Raw genomic sequence first — 17,725 nt, 5'->3', positions numbered from 1 at the left:
GTCCCGGGCGGCCCGGTCCGCCGACGTCAGGGCGACGTCAGTGACCGTCCTGGCCTGAGCGGCTCGGCTCCCCGCCCGCCTGCGCGGCCAGTCGGGCGGCGCGCAGGCTGAGATGGTGCCGTTCCGGGAGGCTGGCGGTACGACGCGCGGCGGCGCGGTAGTCGGCGACGGCGGCCTCCCGGTCCCCGGCCAGTTCGTGCAGATGGGCGCGCACCGCGTACAGCCGGTGGTGGCCGGTGAGCGCGGGCGGCGGGTCGGCGAGCTGGGCGAGGCCGGCGGCAGGGCCGTCCACCATGGCGACGGCGACCGCCCGGTTCAGGACGATCAGCGGGTTTTCGGAGATGCGGGCGAGCACCCCGTACAGAGCGAGGATCTGCGGCCAGTCGGTCTCCGCGGCGGTGGGGGCCTCGTCGTGGACGGCTGCGATCGCGGCCTGCACCTGGTAGGGGCCGACCGGACCGCGCGGCAGGGCGGCGGTGATCAGCGAGACGCCCTCGGCGATCGCGGCGGCGTCCCATCGGCCGCGGTCCTGCTCGGCGAGCGGGACGGGTTCGCCGTCCGGGCCGGTGCGGGCGGGCCCGCGCGCCTCGGTGAGCAGCATCAGCGCGAGCAGGCCGGCCACCTCGGCGTCGTCCGGCAGCAGCCTATGGACGGCCCTGGTGAGGCGGATCGCCTCCCGTGACAGTTCGACGCGCCGCAGCTCGGCGCCGGTGCTGCTGGCGTAGCCCTCGTTGAAGATCAGGTAGAGAACGTGCAGCACCGCGTCCAGGCGGGCCGGCCACTCGGCGCTGTCCGGCATCCGGAAAGGCGCCCCGGAGGCCTTGATCCGATGCTTGGCCCTGCTGATGCGCTGACCCATGGTGGCCTCGGGGACGAGGAACGCCGCGGCGATCTCCCCCGTGGTCAGCCCGCCGACCGAACGGAGTGTGAGAGCGATCGCCGAGGCGGGCGAGAGCACGGGGTGGCAGCACAGGAACAGCAGCGCGAGGGTGTCGTCGTGCGCGCCCTGGTCCCCTGCGTCGGCTCCGGGTGCGGACCGCCGGTCGGCCGGGAGCTGTCCGGCCACCAGCTCCTCGCGTCGGCGGCGGGCCTGCTCGCTGCGGACCTGCTCGGTCATCCGTCGGGTGGCGACCTGGATCAGCCAGCCGCGCGGATTGCGCGGCACGCCCTCGGCCGGCCACTGCCTCGTGGCGTCCAGCAGGGCGTCCTGGACGGCGTCCTCGGCGGCGGCGAAGTCGCCGTAGCGGCGGGTGAGCACGCCGACGACCTGCGGCGCGAGCGTGCGCAGCAGGTCGTCGGCGGCAGGTTCGAAAGTCGTCACAGGAAGGTGTTCACAGCTCCGTGGGCGGGGCCGCCATGACCTGGCGCACCTCGATCGGCATGTCGAGCGGCCGCCCGCCCGGGCCGGGGGCCGCGGAGACGGCGGCGGCGATCTCGATCGCCCGCCGCTCGTTGTCGCAGTCCACGATCCACCAGCCGGCCACCCACTCCTTGGACTCCGGGAACGGCCCCTCGGTGACGACCGGCGCGCCGCCGCTGTGGGAGCGCACGATCCGGGCGGTCTCCGGCATGGCCAGGCCCTGGGCGTCGACCAGTTCGCCGGCGGCGGCGAGGCCGGCGTTGGTCTCCTTCATGAACTGGATGTGGGCCTGGATCTCCTCCGGCCTCCACTCGTCGAGCTTGGGGAAGTCGACGTTCTTCTCGCTGAACTGCATCAGCAGCATGTACTTCATCGTTCTGCTCCTCGATCGTCGTGCCCGCCCGGCGGAGGGCCGTCACAGGCAGGTAGAAGCACGCCCGGCGTTTTCGACATCCTCGACGGGATTCCGCGAAAAAACTTTCCGCGGACCCACGAACGGATGATCCGGAACGAGACGCGCTAGTCCGACGTCACGGACAGGAGCAGCTTGCGCGCCTCCTCCGCGCGCGGCGAGCCCAGCGCGGTGTACAGGGACACGGCCTGGCGCAGGTGGTCGGCGGCCTGCCCTGGCTCCCCGCGGTCCTGCCGGACGAGCGCGGTGCCGATGTGCGCGCGGGCCTGCTCCTCCTGTTCGCCGATTCCGCAGGCCACTTCCAGTGCCGAGGCGTGAGCCTCCAGGGCCTCGGTGTGCGCTCCGGCGCCGTGCAGAGCCTCGCCGAGCCCGTTGAGGGCGCCCGCCTCGCCGTAGGGTTCCCCGGTCCGCCGGAAGTGGACGAGGGCCTGCCGCTGGTGCTCGGCGGCCTCCTCGTACGCGCCCTGATGGCACAGCGCGTCCCCGAGGTTGGACAGGGCGTGCGCCTCTCCGCCGGTGTGTCCGAGCCGCCGGAAGACCGCGAGCGCCTGCTCGAAGCGTCCGGCGGCGGCCGTGTGGTCGCCGAGCCGCGCCAGCACGATCCCGAGGTTGCCGAGGGCACTGGCCTCCCCGACCGCGTGGCCCGTCTGCCGGTACAGCGCCAACGCCTGCCGGTACCGCTCGACGGACGCCTGGTAGTCGTCGAGCAGCTCGTGGACGATGCCCAGGTTGTTCAGCACGTCGGCCTCGCCGTGGACGTCACCGACCTCGCGGAACAGCTCGACCGCCTGCTCGTGGTCGTCGGCCGCGTCCTGGTACCGGCCCTGCAGCTCGTGCAGGACGCCCACGTTGGTCAGATGGCGCGCCTCCCCGGCCCGGTATCCCACCCGCCGGCACAGCGCCAGCGCGTCGGCGTGGTGCCGGTGGGCGCTCTCGTAGTCCCCGAGCCGGCGGTGGACCGCGCCGACGCACACCAGGACGTCGACCTCTCCGACGACGTCTCCCACTGCCCGGGCCGCCCGCAGGGCATGCGTGTGCACGGTCAGCGCGTCGGCGAAATGCCCCGAACGCTCGTAGTGGCGATGGAGCGTGGTGGCGATCCGGACGGTGTGCCGGGAGGGACCGGGCTCCTCGGTCCTGGAACACAACGCCACCAGGGTGTGCTGAGCGGCACGCAGCCAGGCCCGGCACTCGTCGGCCGTGCGCAGCGGCGGCAGAGCGGTGCCGGGCGCCCCGACGACGGGACGCAGATGCCGTTCGGCGGGATACAGCACGTCCATGGCCGCCGACGCCGCCGCGAGGCAGTGGTCCAGGAGACGGGTGAGGGCGGCGGCGCGCTCCGCCGCCCCGTCGTGCCGGCTCGCGAGGTCCGCGGCGTAGGCGCGCAGCAGGTCGTGCATGCCGTGGCGGCCGGGGCCGCTGCGGTGCACCAGGTGCGCACGGGACAGGGCCGCAAGGGACCGCCGCGTCCGCTCCACGGTCTCGCCGACCAGGGCGGCGGCCGAGTGGGCGTCCGTGTCGGGGCCCGGGTGCAGGCCCAGCAGCCTGAACAGGTGCGCCTCGGGTTCGGGGAGACGGTCGTAGGACCACGAGAAGACGGCTCGCACGGCCGCCCGGGGATCTCCGTCGCCGGAGTCCAGCACGTCCAGCCTCCGGCGGTGGTCCCGCAGCTCCTCCACCAGGTGGGCCAGGGGTTCCTCCGGGCGTGACAACACCAGTTCGGCGGCCACGCGCAGGGCCAGGGGCAGTGATCCGCACTGCTCCGCCAGGGCGGTGGCGGCGGCGCGGTCGGTGTCGGCGCGCGGTCCGATCAGGGCGCGCAGCAGGGCGTGCGCCTCGTGCGGGGCGAGCACGTCGAGGACCACGCGGTGCGCCCCGTGGACCGACACCAGGGACGCCAGGGAGTCCCGGCTCGTGATGACCACTTTGCACGTCGGGCTCCCGGGCAGCAACGGCCGTACCTGCGCGGCGGAGGCGGCGTTGTCGAGCAGGACAAGCAGACGCCGTCCGTCGACGGCCGTGCGGTAGCGCGCCGCCCGCTCGTCGAGCCTGAGCGGTATGTCCTGGCCGGACACGCCCAGGGCGGTGAGGAACCCGGCGAGGGCCTGAGCGGCGGAGACCGGCTCGTCGGGATCGTAGCCTCGCAGATCGACGTAGAGCTGTCCGTCGGGGAAGGCCTGGCGGGCCTGGTGCGCCCAGCGCACGACCAGCGCGGTCTTGCCGACGCCCGCGGTGCCGGACACGGCGGAGACGGCCACGGCCGCCCCGGCCCCTCCCTCGTTCGGAGCGTCCTTGCCGAGCAGGCACCGTGTGAGCTCGGCCAGTTGCTCTTCCCGGCCACTGAAGTGGCTTGTCGCCATAGGAAGTTGGGCGGGTATGGGTACGGCCTGCGCGCCGGCGGCCGGGGCGGGCGGGCCGGCGGAGGCAGGGGCGGGACCCGTACCGGGCGGCTCCGCCCGTCCGGCGTCGCGCAGCGTCTCCTCGTACACCGCCTGCAGTTCGGGGCCCGGAGCCACGTCCAGCTCCGCACGGAGCTGCCGTCGGATCACGGTGTACGTGTGCACGGCCTCGGCGGCCCTGCCGGCGGTGGCGAGGCTTCGGACCACCGCCGCGGCGAGCGGCTCGCAGAGCGGGTGATCCGCCAGCAACGGCTGCAGGACGGCGGGCACCTCCTCGGGCTTGTCCTGGCGCAGCAGGGTCCGGGCCCAGGCGAGCGCCGCCTCCACGCGTTCCTGGGTCCAGGCGTCCCGGGTGCGCTCCGCCCACGCGCCGGGCAGCCCGGCCAACGGCACACCGCGCCACAGTCGCAGTGCTTCGTCCAGGACCTGTGCGCGGCGGGCGTCGGACAGGTGCGGCTCGCGTCCCTGGGCGACGAGCGTGCGGAAGCGGAGCAGGTCGACGGTGTGCTCGTCCCCCTCCAGGACATAGCCACCGGCGGTCCTGTGGATGCGAAGCGGCCCCTGCGGCGCTTCCGCGTCGGCGCCGACTGCCGCGGATCCCGGGCTGTCGAGGAGCCGGCGCAGACGGCTGATGTGCGAGTACAGGACCGACCGGGCCCCGTCGGGGGCCGCGGTGTCCCAGACCCGGTCCACCAGCGTGTTCACGGACACGGGCCGGCCGGCGTCGGCGGCGAGCGCCGCGAGGACGGCCCGCCGACGTGGCTGCCCGATGTCGACCGCACTCCCCGCGATGCGCAGTTCAAGGGGGCCGAGCAGGTGAAGGTTCATCGTGCCTCACGCGGAACAGGTGGTGGAACGGCCCGCCTTCGGCGGGGACTTCGTCCGCCTGGCGGGAGCGGACTCCACGCAGCTCTCCGTCATCGCTCCGGGGCCGTCACAGGAAGGCCGTCACAAGTTTTTCGCAAGGCTCACCGTAGATCCTCATCTCACGTGCCGTCAGGCGGATCACGGCAGGCGTCGGGTCCCCCGGGGACGCCCGCGGCCCGTGCTGACCGGGACGACCCCGGAGGACGGTGGCATCCACGTGCCATGGCTCTCCGGCGTGCCCGTATGCCGTTCCCGCCGCGTGTCGCCCCTGCCCGGAAACGCCGTCCCGAAATCTGGCCTGAACGCAACCATCCACGGCCGAAACTCGTACACTCGCTCGAGCTGATCAGGCTCATGGAGATCTCGAGCCCACAAGACGGGGGACGCAGCATGCATCTGAAGCCGAGGAAGAGCCGCCGCAGACCGGGTTCGGCCCGAGCGGTCCTGACAGGCGTATGCGCCGCAGCAGCGCTGGGCCTCTCGGCTTGCTCCGGTGGCGGCGGCACCGCGGATGCCGGCAGCGCCCCGGCACCGAGTGCGACGACGGCGGGCGACACGGCGGACAAGGCGACGGCGAGCGCCGGTGCCGGCGCACCGGCCGCGAAGCCCGCCACGACGGCGTCCTCGGGCGCGGGCGGCGACGTCAAGTCCCCCACCGCCGTCCCGCCCGCCCCCAAGCCCCCGGTCTCCCCCGCGGCGAGCTCGCCGGGCGGCGACGACGGCTGCGACCACAAGATGCCCATCTCCCCCGACGAGGTCGCGGTCTACCGTTACACCCCCGAAGGGGGTTCCCTGAGCCTGATCGTCCGACACGGCAACTGGGGATGCGGCACGCCCGACTCCGACGGAGCGCCCTTCGAAACGGTGGGCAAGGAGACCTACATCCCGATGGACCAGGCCGCGGACATCACCGTGACCAACCCCATCGTCGAGAGCACCGAGAATCAGCCCATCGGCGTCCAGGAGTTCCTCGACTGGCTCGAGGCCCACCCCGACTCCGGGCTGGTCTTCACCTACCACCTCGGCGACGACGGGGCCATCGACCGCCTCGACGAGGTGTTCACCCCGTAACACGCTGAAACGCTCTGAAACAGCCCGTGAAACGGGGCTCGGTCACGTCCCTGTCCGAGTGCGGCGCGCGCATCGCGCGGGGGCGCGGGCGCCCCTGCGGATCGCCGACGACCTGGGACGTTCCATCAGTCGGCCGGCGCAACCGGCGCCCCGGCGCACGCGTCACACCTGACATGGAACGTGCATGGCTGTTCTCCCTCGTCCCGCTCGCGCTCGGAGCGGCCTTTCTCTGCATCGGCGCGTACGGACTCCGGCGCGCCGACGCACTCCGGCGCACCGGTCTCACCGCTCCCGGGCGGATCGTCCGTCATGAGGTCAGCCGAGGCGACGAGGGAGCCACCTACTACCATCCGGTCGCGGCCTGGACGGCCCACGACGGTTCGGCATGCGAGTACCCGTCCAGGTTCGGGCGCGGCTCGACAGCGGGCGCCTTCGGGGTGGGCGCCGCTGTAGTGGTGCGGTACGACGGGGACGACCCTCGCCGGTTCGCGATCCAGGGCTGGGAGACGACGACGGTCGACCGGGTGTTCGCCGTCGTGGGATCGCTGCTCATGTCCGGCACGTTGCTCGCGCTGCTGGTGCGACTGCTCACCCTCTGACGGTTTCGGCCCGTGGAGACACGGACCGCAACGGTCGAGCGTCCCGCGCCGGGAGATGCGGCGGCGGGTAGGCCTCGAAGGCGGCGAACCGCCGGCGCCCGATCTCCGCCACGGCTCAGTAGTAACCCTTGTCGCCGTCGATCAGCTCGCGCACGATGTCCAGATGGCCGGCGTGCCGGCCGGTCTCCTCGATCATGTGCATCAGCACCCAGCGCAGTGTCGCGGCTCCGGACTTGAACTCCTTCTGGCGCCCCGCGTCATCCAGATGACGGCTCGCGATGATCTCGTCCGAGACGGCGCACTGCTCGGCGTACTCGCGCAGCAACTGCTCCAGCGGCACGCCCTCGACGCGCATGTCCGCGTCCTCGACGGACTTGTCGAACTGCGGGCCGGTGGCCGGACGCCCCATGAGCATGACCTCGAACCAGCAGTGCTCGACCCACCGCATGTGGGAGACCAGGCCCGCGACCGTCATCAGCGGCGATGTCGGAATCACCGCCCGGTGGGCGTTGTCTGCCGAAAGGCCCTCGCACTTCCAGTGAATGAGCGCCCGCTGCATGTTCAGCCAGGCGATCAGCTGGGTCCGCTCGTCGGCATCGTAGGCGGGACGCGTGCGGGAGGGGAGGATCATGGCGTCGACAGTAACGACATCCGACGCACCTCGCTCATCGTTTACTGGCAGTTCCGGCAGTTCCGGCAGTTCCGGCAGTTCCGGCAGTTCCGGCAGTCGGCGCGACGCCTCGGGTCACGTCCAGATCGGTGTCGAGCATGTGGTGGTCGGAGTACGCCGAAGGTTGCACATGGTGGTCGAGCGCGGTGACGCCTCGCAGGAAGACGTAGTCGAACTTGCTGTGCCAGTCGGTGGTCGTCTGGCAGCCGTCCGCGGGCGCGGGGTGGCACTGGGGGTCGGTGTCCACGGCCAGTGCCCACATCGGGGCCAGTTCGGGCGCGTCCGGCACGGCGTTGAAGTCGCCGAGGACGATCGCGCGGTCGTGCCGGGCCACCTCCGCGGCGAGCACGCCGATCTGGTCCGCCCGGACCGATTCCTGACGTCGTTCGGCGAGGTGTGTGTTGAAGACGCGGACGGATCGGCCGCCCACCGAGGTGGTGATCGCCATGTACCCGCGGTCCTCGGATCCGCCGTCGGGGTACTCCACGTTGATGCGGCCGGTGATGGGCCCCGCCGACAGAAGCGCCTGGCCGTATCCGTCCGGGCTCCACGGCACTCCCCCGCAACGGCCCCAGTCCTGGAGAACGGTTCCGTACGCGACGTGGTAGACGAGCCCGTAACGCCTTTCCAGCTCGTTTCGGATCCTCGCCACGTCACTCGCGCACGCTTCCTGGAAGCCGACGACCTGGGGCGCGTACGCGGCGATCTCCGCAGCCCGGTCGACGTTGCTCTCCTCGCAGGGGTTGCACAGGTTCCACGTCATGACCCGGTGGGGCACGACCTCCCGGACGGCGTCGGCGGGCAGCGCCCCTCCGACGAGGGCGTCACGCGGTGCGCTGGGGCCGACGAGCATCGCGCAGGCCACCGTCATGGCGCCCGCGAGCCATCGCACGCCCCCTGCGAACACCCGCGCCTCCTCGACCTCGATCATCCTTCAACTGACGTCTGCACGACCGAGGTTAGGGGACGCGCCTGTGAGCGCCGAGCACCCCACCTGCTGGTGGTCTTCGACCGGACCCCGGGTCGTGCCCGCGAATCCCGCCCGCCCGCCCGCGAATCCCGCCCGCCTGACCGCGGATCCCGCCTGACCGCGGCCCTCAACGCGGCACCACCCAGTCCGGCGTCCAGGTTCCGGCCGCGTCGTGGCCGGTCGCCGTGGCGGCGAGGTGTGCGCGGAGAGTGGTCAGCGCCGGGTGCGGGTTGTCGCGGCGCCACAGGAGCGAGTGCGGGTAGACGGGTGTCGGGTCGGTCACCGGGATGCGGCGCAGTCCGTGGCCGGCGGGCCAGACGAGGCGGGTGTGCCCGCCCATGAAGGTGGCCAGGGCCGGGGTGTCGGCGATCGTGTCGAGGAGTGCGTCGGAGCCGAAGTTGGGGCCGGTCGCCTCGATCGTGAGGCCGAACCGCGCCACGAGGTCGTCGTAGTAGGCGGCCCACTCGGTGCCGGGGACGATGCCGGGCATCCAGATGCGGTGCCCGCGGAGCTCGGCGACGGTGAGCGATCTGGCGCCCGCGAGGGTGTGCGCGGGGCCGGTGAGGAGCTGGAGCGGCTCGTCGAGCACCCTGACGGACTCGATGTCGTCGGGCAGGGGCCGGCCGGGCACGGCGACCGCGCGGAACGACGCGTCGATGGCGCCGGACCGAAGGGCGGCGACCGCCGTCTCGACGTCGAAGAGCATCATCACGTCGAGCTCGACGTCGGGGTGCGCTCGATGGAATCCGCGCATCAGGCCCGACTGTGCGCTGCGGGAGGCGAGCACGTCGACGCGCAGCGGCCGGCGCCCGGGGCGCACCGACGCGAGGGCACGCTCGGCGACGCGCAGCAGCTCGCGCGCATGGGGCAGGAAGGCCTGTCCGTCGATGGTGAGCTCAGCGCCGCGTGGGGCACGGGTGAACAGTCGCACGCCGAGGGTGCGCTCCATCGCGGCGATGCGTTTGGAGACGGCCTGCTGGGTGATCGACAGGTCGGCGGCGGCCTTCTGGAACCGACCCGATTCCGCGACGGCGACAAAGGTGCGCACTGCTTCGAGATCCACGTCGCCACCCTAGTGAACAACTGCTGGTTGTGGACTTGGGGCATGTCGGTTGTTTGACCTGCTGCTCTCGTGCCGCTTGTCTCTCAGTGGTCAACGCCGGTTTGTTCGTGCGTCGCGGAGCAAGGGGGTGCGCTGAGCGTGGTGGGCAGGAGACGGCTGGGCCCGCAGTTCGGCTGGCTGTGGGCGTCCTGTGCGGTGAGCGCCTACGGGTCCGGGCTGGGGTTCGGGGCGCTGCCGCTGATCGCCGTGCTGGTGCTGCACGCCCGACCCGCCGAGGTGTCCGCCCTGTCCGCGGTGGGGCCTGCCGTGGGTGCTCTGCTCGCGGTGCCGCTCGCGCCGTGGGTGGAGTTCCGGCGCAAGCGCCCGGTCATGATCATGATGGACCTGGTCCGGTGCGCGGCCATGGCGTCGATCCCCGTCGCCTATGCCCTCGGACGGCTCGGCTTCGTCCAGCTGCTCGTGGTCTCCGCCGTGGCGGCGGCAGCCAAGATCGCCTTCAACGCGGCCGGCGGCGCCTACCTCAAGGCCCTCGTCCGACCGGACGACCTGCTCGTGGCCAACGCGCGGTTCGAGTCCACGAACTGGACCTCGATCTCGGTGGGGCCGCCGCTGGGCGGGGCGGCGATCGGTCTGTTCGGGCCCGTCACCACCGTGGTGGCCGACGCCCTCAGTTACCTGCTCTCGGCGTTGGGCATCACCGCGATCCGCGGCCGGGAAGAGGCGCCGCGACCGGCCGGCGGGAGCCCGGTCAGGGCGGGCGCACTGCTCGACGGCTGGCGGCACATCATGGGCCACCCGGGTCTGCGGCCGCTCTACCTCAACCAGATGCTCGTCGCCGGTCTGATCATGGCCACCGAGCCGCTGCTGGCCGTGCTCCTGCTCCGCCGGCTCGGATTCCCGCCCTGGCAGTACGCCCTCGCCTTCGCCGCCCCCTGCCTCGGCGGACTCATCGGCTCCCGGCTGGCCCCCCGTGTCGTGGCGCGCTTCGGCCGGCACCGGGTCTTCCGGACCGTCGGCGCCCTGCGCGCCGTCTGGCTGATCGGCCTGGCCTTCGTCCGTCCCGGTGTCGTCGGCCTCGTCACCGTGATGGCGGTCGAGCTGGCGATCATCGTCAACATGAGCCTGTACAACCCGGTGCTCGCCGCCTACCGGCTGGAACACACCCCCGGGCATCTCGTCGCCCGCACCCTGACGGCCTGGTCGATCGGCCAGCAGGCGTCCATCGCCGTCCTCACCGCACTCGCCGGGCTGCTCGCCGACGTCACCGGCCCGCGCACCGCACTCACGGTCGCAGGAGCGCTCATCCTGACGACACCCCTCCTGCTCCCCCGGCAGGACCGGGCGTCGTCGCGGCACGAGCAGCCGGAACCGTCCCGCAACAAGAACTCATGAGGCACCACGACCCGCCCCTCGACCCGCAGCGCGCCGTCCTGTCCATCGTCGCCGACCCGGCCGACTCCCGGGCGCGCTGCGGCGGTGACCGATCGCGGGCTCACGGCAGCGCCGCAGGCGGCGCGTCCGGCCGCCTGCGGGATGCGGGTCCGCGTCACGACGGCGCGTCGCCGCCGGCCATCGCCTCGGGTTCGTCGGACTGCTCTTCCACGAGCGTGGCCGGTCGCCGCACCACGAGGTTGTGCACCTCGTACGACATCTCCTTCAGGTGCGGAGCCGGCGCGGGGTGATAACGGCCCGCGCACACGGACAGGTTGACGATGAGGTAGGCGTGCCAGGTGCGTCCCACGCCGCGGCGGTCGGCGAACACCCGGCTGCCGTTCACCCACCAGACCACGGACCGGGAACCGAACTCGACGCGCAGGTCGATCCACGCGCCGGGGCCGACAGCGGGGTCGCGGTAGTAGAGGTTGCCGCCGCGAACGTGGTTGGTCAGCTCCAGGAGATCGGGATTGTCGGGGTGGTACTCGAAGACGTCGATCTCCTGGTCGCCGTCCCGCCAGGTCCAGATGGCCGGCCAGGCACCGACCTCGCGCGGCAGCCTGACGCGCGCCTCGAGCACGTCACCCGCCCGGACCATGAAGTCCTCGTCACTGCCCTCCGTGGTGAGCAGGCCGGTCTTCCAGAAGCCGTCCGCGCGGCGGGTGGCACGGAAGGTGCCGGAGCGGCTGTAGGAGGGATCGGCGGTGAGGTGATCGAGTTTGTTGTCGCCGGGGTTGACCGGTCCACCGTCCGGATACGCCCACGAACGCCCCGCCACCCATTGACGGGTGGAGGTGAAGTCCGCCGTGAAGACGATCTCGGGTCCGGACCGGATCCCCTCTGCCGACGGCGTTCCGTCGCATGCAGGATTGTCCATGCGCGGATGGTGCTCCGCATATGACGTCGGCATGCGGGTGGCGGGGAATCCCGCGGGAATGACAACTCCCACGAGTGAACAACGCGGTTGAACCTCGGATCTCCGTCCCCGAGGTGCTCCCGCCGTTGACGTAGGGAACCCGCCCGGGCGCCCGCCCGGTTTCGTCGGCCCGAAAGATCGCCGGCCCGACACATCGCCGGCACCCCGTCGGGTCGTCCTCGGTGCGGTGTCACCGCTGCGGCGAATGCCGGGAACGGTACGGCGAATCCTGGGAACGGTTCTCCGAAGCGCTCGTTCCCGGGGCTTGCACGGTGGCCAGGGGACGAGCCGGACCAGTGCCGCTCCTCTCGGCCTCGTCGGATCCACGGCTCTCGCGAGCCTGCCCGTCGGGCAGCCGCCGGCGGATTCCCGCACTGGTGCCGGACCGGCGGGAGCGCCCCGTCCCGACGATGGACTTCCAGGATCTGTTCCGCTTGAAGGGCAGCTCGAAAAGCCGGGCGAAGAGCCATGCCGCGAGCAGCGAAACCGGCAGGGCCACGACGAGCGTGAACCAGAAGGTGGGCAGGCCCGGCGCCACGTAACGCGGGGCCACCCGCCGGATCACGGCCAGGACGATCGGCAGATGGATCAGGTAGAGGCTGTAGGAGAACTCGCCGAGACTGCGAACGGGGCGCGCGGTCAGCAGTCGTACGAGAACGGCGGGTCTGCCGGTGGCCACGGCAGCGATCAGCAGGGTCATGGCGGGGGCGACGGCGAGGTCCACCCAGAAGTAGTGCGTCAGCGTCCACACGGAACCCTGGACGACGCCGAGGGCGAGAACGGGCAGGGCGGCCAGAACGGCGAACCATCCCCAGGGCAGACGTCGGATCCGGTCCGACGCGACGACGACTCCGGCGCCCACCATTCCGGCGACGAACACCGGCGCGAGATGCGGAGTGAGCCAGTTGTCGCCCTCCGCCGGGGTCCCGCCGGGCGCCATCAAGCCGCGGACCACCACCGGGAGGGTCACCAGGCCGACCAGAACCGCCGCGCTCGAGCGCCGCCGCACGAACAGGAGGAGCGGGAAGACGACATACAGTTCCGCCTCCACCGCGATCGACCAGAACGCGCCGTTCGGCGTCGGCTCCGTGAAGATGTCCTGGCCGAGGAGACCGTAGACCAGAATCGACCCACCCGTGGGCGGTCCGGCATGCGAGGCCGGTACCACGAGCCAGGCGATGACGAGACTCAGGCACAGCGCCGCCCAGTACGGGGGCAGGATCCGCCAGGCGCGCCGACGCAGGTACTCGGCGACGCCCTCCGACCGCCAACCGTGCCGCGCCGGGGAGATGGCCAGGGAGAAACCGGACAGCACCAGAAAGAAGACGACGGCCAGACGCCCGTACATCAGCCCGTCCAGCCATCGGGGCGCCGAGCTGTCGGGATAGCCGGGGAACGTGTACAGCCAGCAGTGGAAGAGCACCACGTACAGGGCGGCCAACCCGCGGAGTCCGTCAAGGCCCTGTACCTGCCGGCGCACGGGCGCCCCGCTCTCCTTCTGCTCGCGCCCCGGTGGGGCGGCCTGGGCGGGAGCGCTATGGACCGCACGGCTCGAATCCACTGAAATCCTTCGGCTCTTTCCTCGGACACCGCATTGTCGCGCGCCGGCGGCGATGCCCCGCCGTCGCCGCCCGACGTCGTCGGCGCGGCCGGCGGACGTCCCCGGCCCGCTCTTCCCGTGCGCGAGGCGACACAGCGCCCCCGCAGTGAACTGGTACGCGGGGTCGCGCCGAGTCGTTCAACGGTGAGCGGGGCCCCATTCAGATGCTCTCATCATCGGGATGTTCAAGGTATCGTTCCTCATCCGACGACGGGAGGAGTCTGCCGATGGTCCGGTTGTCCCGGGCCCAGCAGCAGGCGCGCACGCGTGCGACCGTGCTGGCCGCGGCGAGAGCGGAGTTCACCGAGCGCGGGTACGCGGCTGCGAAGGTCGACGGAATCGCCGAGCGGGCCGAGTTGACCCGTGGCGCGGTGTACTCGAACTTCCCGAGCAAGCGCGCCCTTTATCTGGCGGTGCTGGCCGACAACGCCGACATGGCCCACGTGACCGACGTGACCCACGTGCCCGACCCGGCCGGGTTCGGCGACACCGATGAGGTCGCGCCTGCGACGCCGCCCTCTCACGCGTCCCTGGCCGAGGCGCTCAGCGCGTTCGCCCGTGCCCGCCTCCAGGGGCTCCCCCTGGCCGGCGACGCACCGGACCTCGGTCGGGCGCAGCTGCGCTCCTTGGCCGGCGTGCTCGACGACGAGCCGATCCGCACCGCCTTCGGGCAGGTGACCCGGCTGGAGGCGTTGCTGCTGGCACTCGCGATGGAGTCGCGGACGCCTGCCGGGCCGCGCCCCGTCCGGCAGGTGCGCCGGGCGGAACTGGTGCTGCGGCTGCTGGACGGGCCAGGCGCGTCGATCGATCCGGCGCTCGGGTCGGGCGATCCCTTCGACATCGCCCAGGCCTGCGCGCATCTGGGCGGCCTCGCTCTCGCCGACACCTGGGATCCCCCGCACCTGCCCTACATCGCCGCGGCCCGGACCTGCCGGGACCCGTGGACCCCGCCTGAGGGGCTGCGGGATCTGCTCACCGGCCGTCCGGCCGGGTTCGGCGAGGACGGTGTGGTCGTGGTCCTCGGCAGCCACCGGCTGGAGGCCGTCGAGGAGAGCGTCCGTGCCGCACGGACCGGTGACCGGGTCACGGTGGCCGTGGCGACGGCCGACCCGGCGGAGACCGGACGCCTCGTGCGGCTGCGGATCGACGACTTCGCCCGTTGCCTGCGGCGGGTGTTCGTCCGGGACACATGGCCGCCCCTCCGTGTCGTGTTGGACGACGGCGGCCTGCTGGCGTCCGCCGTCGGCGTGCCGGACGCCGACGACACCGCCGAGCACGCGGTGCGCGTACGGCAGGGCACGCTCGTCGCCCGGGCCCACGGCCGGGGCGCCGGACACGCCGCCGCCACCGCACCCGATGGGGCCGCACCCGCACCCGCAGGCCACGCAAGCCCGTACCTCTCCCGCACCGCACCCGATGGGGCCTCACCTTGACGCAGCACGTTTCCTCCCACCCGTCCGACACCGAACTCCTGGTGCTCCACGCCCTTCGCTGTGCCGGCTTCTCGGGCCGCGCGAGCCTTGCCGCGGTGACCGGGCTCTCCGAGTCCGACGTGGAGTCCGAGCTGATCGACCTCGCCGTCACGGGGCTCGTCACCCATACCGCGGGCGACTTCGGCGGATGGGGTCTCACGGAGGCCGGCCGGACGGCTGACGCGGAGCGGATCGCCGACGAGCTGGCGTCGGCCGGCGCCAGGGCGGCGGTGAGCGCCGCGTTCGAGCGGTTCCTCGTCCTCAATCCCGAACTGCTCGACCTCTGCACGGCATGGCAGATGCGCGGCGTCGGCGGCACCATGACGATGAACGACCACGCGGACGCCGCCTACGACGCGCGGGTCCTGGACCGGTTCACGGACTTCCACCGGCGTGCCGAGCCCGTCTGCGCGGAGCTGTCCGCGGCGTTGCTCCGGTTCCGGAGGTACCCCGTCCGGCTCGCCGACGCGCTCGCCCGGGCGAAGGGCGGAGAGCTGGAGCACGTGGCGGACAGCACGACCTCGTATCACAGCGTGTGGTTCCAGCTCCACGAGGACCTGCTGGCCACGCTCGACATCCCACGCCACTGACCCGAGTGACCGACCCACTCCACTGACCCGCGTGCCGACTCGGGCGCCCACCCGCGTGCGCGCCCGAACGCGGCCGTCGCTGAGGGCCGGCGCCCCCACCCACCACACAGAAGACGACGACATGATGACGTGGATTCACCCGCTGTCGGCAGAGGTCGAGGAATCCGCGCAGGTGCTGGGCGGCAAGGCGCACGGCCTCGTCGTGCTCAGGCGTCTCGGGCTGCCCGTCCCCCCGGGGTTCGTCATCGGCACACAGGCGTGCCGCGCGTTCTTCCGGGACGGGCGGCTCCCGAGCGGCCTCCATGCCGAACTGGCGGCCGCCGTCGCCGGCCTCGAAGCCGCGACCCACCGCAGACTCGGCGGCGCGGAACGGCCGTTGACGGTGTCCGTCCGCTCCGGCGCGAGCGTGTCGATGCCCGGCATGATGAGCACCGTCCTCAACCTCGGACTCACCGCCGAGGCCACCACGGCACTGGCCGACGAGACGGGCGACCCACGCTTCGCGCTCGACTCCCGCCTGCGGTTCCTGTCCGGCTTCGCCTCCGAGGTCCTCGGCGTCGGACGGGAGAGCCTGGCCGCCGTGGATCGTGCGATCGCCGGACGCCGCACCGACACGGAGGTACTGTCCGAGGCGATCCGGGACGTCGAGCAGCTCGTCCTGGCGCACAGCGGCGCGCCCGTACCCGGCGAAGCCGCACGCCAGCTGGAACTCGCGATCGCCGCCGTGTTCTCCTCGTGGCACACGCCGCGCGCCAAGACCTACCGCGAACTGCACGCCGTTCCCGGCGACCTCGGCACGGCGGTGACCGTGCAGGCGATGGTGTACGGAAACCGGGACCGGCGCAGCGGAACGGGTGTCGCGTTCAGCCGTGATCCCAACACCGGTGAGGGCGTTCCGTTCGGTGAGGTCCTGTTCGGACGTCAGGGCGACGACGTCGTCGCGGGCCGGTCGCTGACCCGGCCCCTGCATGAACTCTCCGGCCGGGAACCCGAGGTGTGGGCCCGGCTGCTGGACGCCCTGGACCGGCTCGAGGCGCACTACCGCGACGCGTGCTACGTGGAGTTCACCTACCAGGAGGGCGAGCTCTGGGTCCTCCAGGTGCGCCCCGGCAGGTTCGTGGGACGCGCGGCGGTACGGGTCGCGGTCGACCTCGCCGACGCCGGCATGATCGGGCGCGACGAGGCGATCCTGCGGGTCTCCCCCCAGCACCTTCAGCACGTACGAACACCGCGGATCGCGGTCGAGGACGCTCGGGACGTCCTTACGCGCGGCCTGGGAGCGTGCCCCGGCGTCGCGGTCGGCAGGGTGGCGACGACGGCCGACAACGCCGTCCGGCTGGCCGCGCAGGGGCCTGTCGTCCTCATGCGCCCGGAGACCTCACCGCTCGACCTGCACGGCCTGGCCGCTGCCACAGGGGTCGTCACCGCCCGAGGCGGGCCGACGAGTCATGCGGCCGTCGTGGCACGGGCCATGGGGAAACCGGCCGTGGTGGGGGCGGCGAACCTGACCGTCGAGGACGGTGCCGGCGTAAGCGCGGGCGGTCGCACGCTGCCCGAAGGAGCCCTCGTCGCCATCGACGGCACCGGCGGGGAGGTGGTCGTCGGTGACCCTCGAGTCGTCACGGCCGCCACCGACCCACGACTGCACCGACTGCTCGACTGGGCCGACGAGATCGCGGGCCGTGCCTCGGACCGCGACGAAGCCCGACGCCTCGCCTCTGCGCGAACCGCGCTCCTCCGGCGTACGGAGGCCTTCGAGCAGGAGGAGGACAGTGCCTGAATTCCAAGACCGCGGAACGACGGTCTGACGGTCAGCCGGTGGTCGCTTCCGCCGATCACCCGACGGCCAGTCAGTCCAAGGACCCCCTGATCGTCTCCTTCGGCACCCGGGACGCGGAGTTCGCCGCCCCGCGCACCAGCGGGTGCGGGCCCGCTGTCAGTGTCCGGATCCGTGCCGACCGCCCAGCTGGTCGCGGTGCCGCGGATCGCCCAGGTGTGTGGCTTCGTCGAAGACGGGCGCCGACCTGCCCTGCGCCTTGGTCCTCGACAACTGCACGATGCGGGCGTCGTGGTCGACGCCCATGACGGCGTCCGACGGGATCACCACGTCCTTGCCGAGAACCCACGGGCCGGTGTGCACCACGAGGAACCGCGAGCCCAGGTCCCTGGAGTACTTGCTGACCTTGCCGAGGTGACCGTCCGTGGCGTCCACCTGGTATCCGGTCAGGTCGTCGTCCGGGGTGTGGCCCGCGGTCGGCACGCGGTGTGCGCCGTGTTCGCTCACGATGTCCTCCCTGTCGTC

At 72.4% G+C, this 17,725-nt stretch carries 15 protein-coding genes; 6 read left to right on the top strand and 9 right to left on the bottom strand.

The window, feature by feature from the left end:
• Positions 1-37: 37 nt before the first annotated feature.
• The 3 genes from ACH4ZA_RS23840 to ACH4ZA_RS23830 all read right to left on the bottom strand — a co-directional run bounded on the left by ACH4ZA_RS23840 (position 38) and on the right by ACH4ZA_RS23830 (position 4,999).
• Positions 38-1,321 carry an RNA polymerase sigma factor gene (locus ACH4ZA_RS23840; protein ID WP_398431488.1) on the bottom strand — a complete coding sequence of 428 codons (1,284 nt, stop codon included), beginning with the start codon at positions 1,319-1,321 and terminating at the stop codon, positions 38-40.
• A 10-nt stretch (positions 1,322-1,331) separates the two neighbouring features.
• The gene (locus ACH4ZA_RS23835; protein WP_398431487.1) at positions 1,332-1,733 is read right to left on the bottom strand and encodes a YciI family protein; all 402 of its coding nucleotides are present in this window, start codon (positions 1,731-1,733) and stop codon (positions 1,332-1,334) included.
• Positions 1,734-1,879: 146 nt separating this feature from the next.
• Positions 1,880-4,999, bottom strand: a complete 3,120-nt coding sequence (locus ACH4ZA_RS23830; protein ID WP_398431486.1) for an AfsR/SARP family transcriptional regulator — start codon at positions 4,997-4,999, stop codon at positions 1,880-1,882.
• A gap of 429 nt (positions 5,000-5,428) precedes the next feature.
• Between ACH4ZA_RS23830 and ACH4ZA_RS23825 the strand changes: the two genes are divergently transcribed.
• Both ACH4ZA_RS23825 and ACH4ZA_RS23820 read left to right on the top strand, forming a co-directional pair.
• Positions 5,429-6,109: a hypothetical protein gene (locus tag ACH4ZA_RS23825; RefSeq protein ID WP_398431485.1), complete on the top strand. Its 681-nt coding sequence runs from the start codon at positions 5,429-5,431 to the stop codon at positions 6,107-6,109.
• A gap of 173 nt (positions 6,110-6,282) precedes the next feature.
• Entirely contained in the window at positions 6,283-6,708 is a 426-nt protein-coding gene (locus tag ACH4ZA_RS23820; RefSeq protein ID WP_398431484.1) for a DUF3592 domain-containing protein, read from the top strand.
• 115 nt (positions 6,709-6,823) lie between these two features.
• On the opposite strand, the gene ACH4ZA_RS23815 is transcribed toward ACH4ZA_RS23820, so the two are convergent.
• From ACH4ZA_RS23815 to ACH4ZA_RS23805, 3 genes are all read right to left on the bottom strand, one after another.
• Positions 6,824-7,339 (bottom strand): DinB family protein, encoded by a 516-nt coding sequence (locus ACH4ZA_RS23815; protein ID WP_398431483.1) that lies wholly within the window; start codon positions 7,337-7,339, stop codon positions 6,824-6,826.
• 34 nt (positions 7,340-7,373) lie between these two features.
• Positions 7,374-8,309, bottom strand: a complete 936-nt coding sequence (locus ACH4ZA_RS23810; protein ID WP_398431482.1) for an endonuclease/exonuclease/phosphatase family protein — start codon at positions 8,307-8,309, stop codon at positions 7,374-7,376.
• Positions 8,310-8,475: 166 nt separating this feature from the next.
• The gene (locus ACH4ZA_RS23805) at positions 8,476-9,411 is read right to left on the bottom strand and encodes a LysR family transcriptional regulator (RefSeq protein WP_398431481.1); all 936 of its coding nucleotides are present in this window, start codon (positions 9,409-9,411) and stop codon (positions 8,476-8,478) included.
• A gap of 138 nt (positions 9,412-9,549) precedes the next feature.
• Here ACH4ZA_RS23805 and ACH4ZA_RS23800 point away from each other — a divergent pair, with 138 nt between their 5' ends.
• Positions 9,550-10,803, top strand: coding sequence for an MFS transporter (locus ACH4ZA_RS23800; RefSeq protein WP_398431480.1), 1,254 nt, complete (start codon positions 9,550-9,552; stop codon positions 10,801-10,803).
• A 154-nt stretch (positions 10,804-10,957) separates the two neighbouring features.
• Here the strand turns inward: ACH4ZA_RS23800 and ACH4ZA_RS23795 are convergent, their stop codons facing one another.
• Complete coding sequence (locus ACH4ZA_RS23795) at positions 10,958-11,722, bottom strand: beta-glucanase (RefSeq protein WP_398431479.1); 765 nt, start codon at positions 11,720-11,722, stop codon at positions 10,958-10,960.
• 229 nt (positions 11,723-11,951) lie between these two features.
• Positions 11,952-13,241: an acyltransferase family protein gene (locus tag ACH4ZA_RS23790; protein WP_398431478.1), complete on the bottom strand. Its 1,290-nt coding sequence runs from the start codon at positions 13,239-13,241 to the stop codon at positions 11,952-11,954.
• Positions 13,242-13,588: 347 nt separating this feature from the next.
• On the opposite strand from ACH4ZA_RS23790, the gene ACH4ZA_RS23785 reads away from it, so the two are divergent.
• From ACH4ZA_RS23785 to ACH4ZA_RS23775, 3 genes are all read left to right on the top strand, one after another.
• Entirely contained in the window at positions 13,589-14,794 is a 1,206-nt protein-coding gene (locus ACH4ZA_RS23785; RefSeq protein WP_398431477.1) for a TetR family transcriptional regulator, read from the top strand.
• Positions 14,791-15,423, top strand: a complete 633-nt coding sequence (locus ACH4ZA_RS23780) for a transcriptional regulator (RefSeq protein ID WP_398431476.1) — start codon at positions 14,791-14,793, stop codon at positions 15,421-15,423. The genes ACH4ZA_RS23785 and ACH4ZA_RS23780 overlap by 4 nt, the downstream gene beginning before the upstream one ends.
• A 121-nt stretch (positions 15,424-15,544) precedes the next feature.
• Positions 15,545-17,203 (top strand): pyruvate, phosphate dikinase, encoded by a 1,659-nt coding sequence (locus tag ACH4ZA_RS23775; protein ID WP_398431475.1) that lies wholly within the window; start codon positions 15,545-15,547, stop codon positions 17,201-17,203.
• Positions 17,204-17,359: 156 nt separating this feature from the next.
• Here the strand turns inward: ACH4ZA_RS23775 and ACH4ZA_RS23770 are convergent, their stop codons facing one another.
• On the bottom strand, positions 17,360-17,707 hold the full coding sequence (locus ACH4ZA_RS23770) for a PRC-barrel domain containing protein (protein ID WP_398431474.1): 348 nt from the start codon (positions 17,705-17,707) through the stop codon (positions 17,360-17,362).
• Between the last annotated feature and the right edge of the window lie 18 nt (positions 17,708-17,725).

Source organism: Streptomyces sp. NPDC020597, assembly GCF_044335095.1.
Taxonomy (GTDB): Bacteria; Actinomycetota; Actinomycetes; order Streptomycetales; family Streptomycetaceae; genus Streptomyces.
Note: the sequence above shows the minus strand (reverse complement) of the source record. Positions and strands in the feature narration are given on the sequence as shown.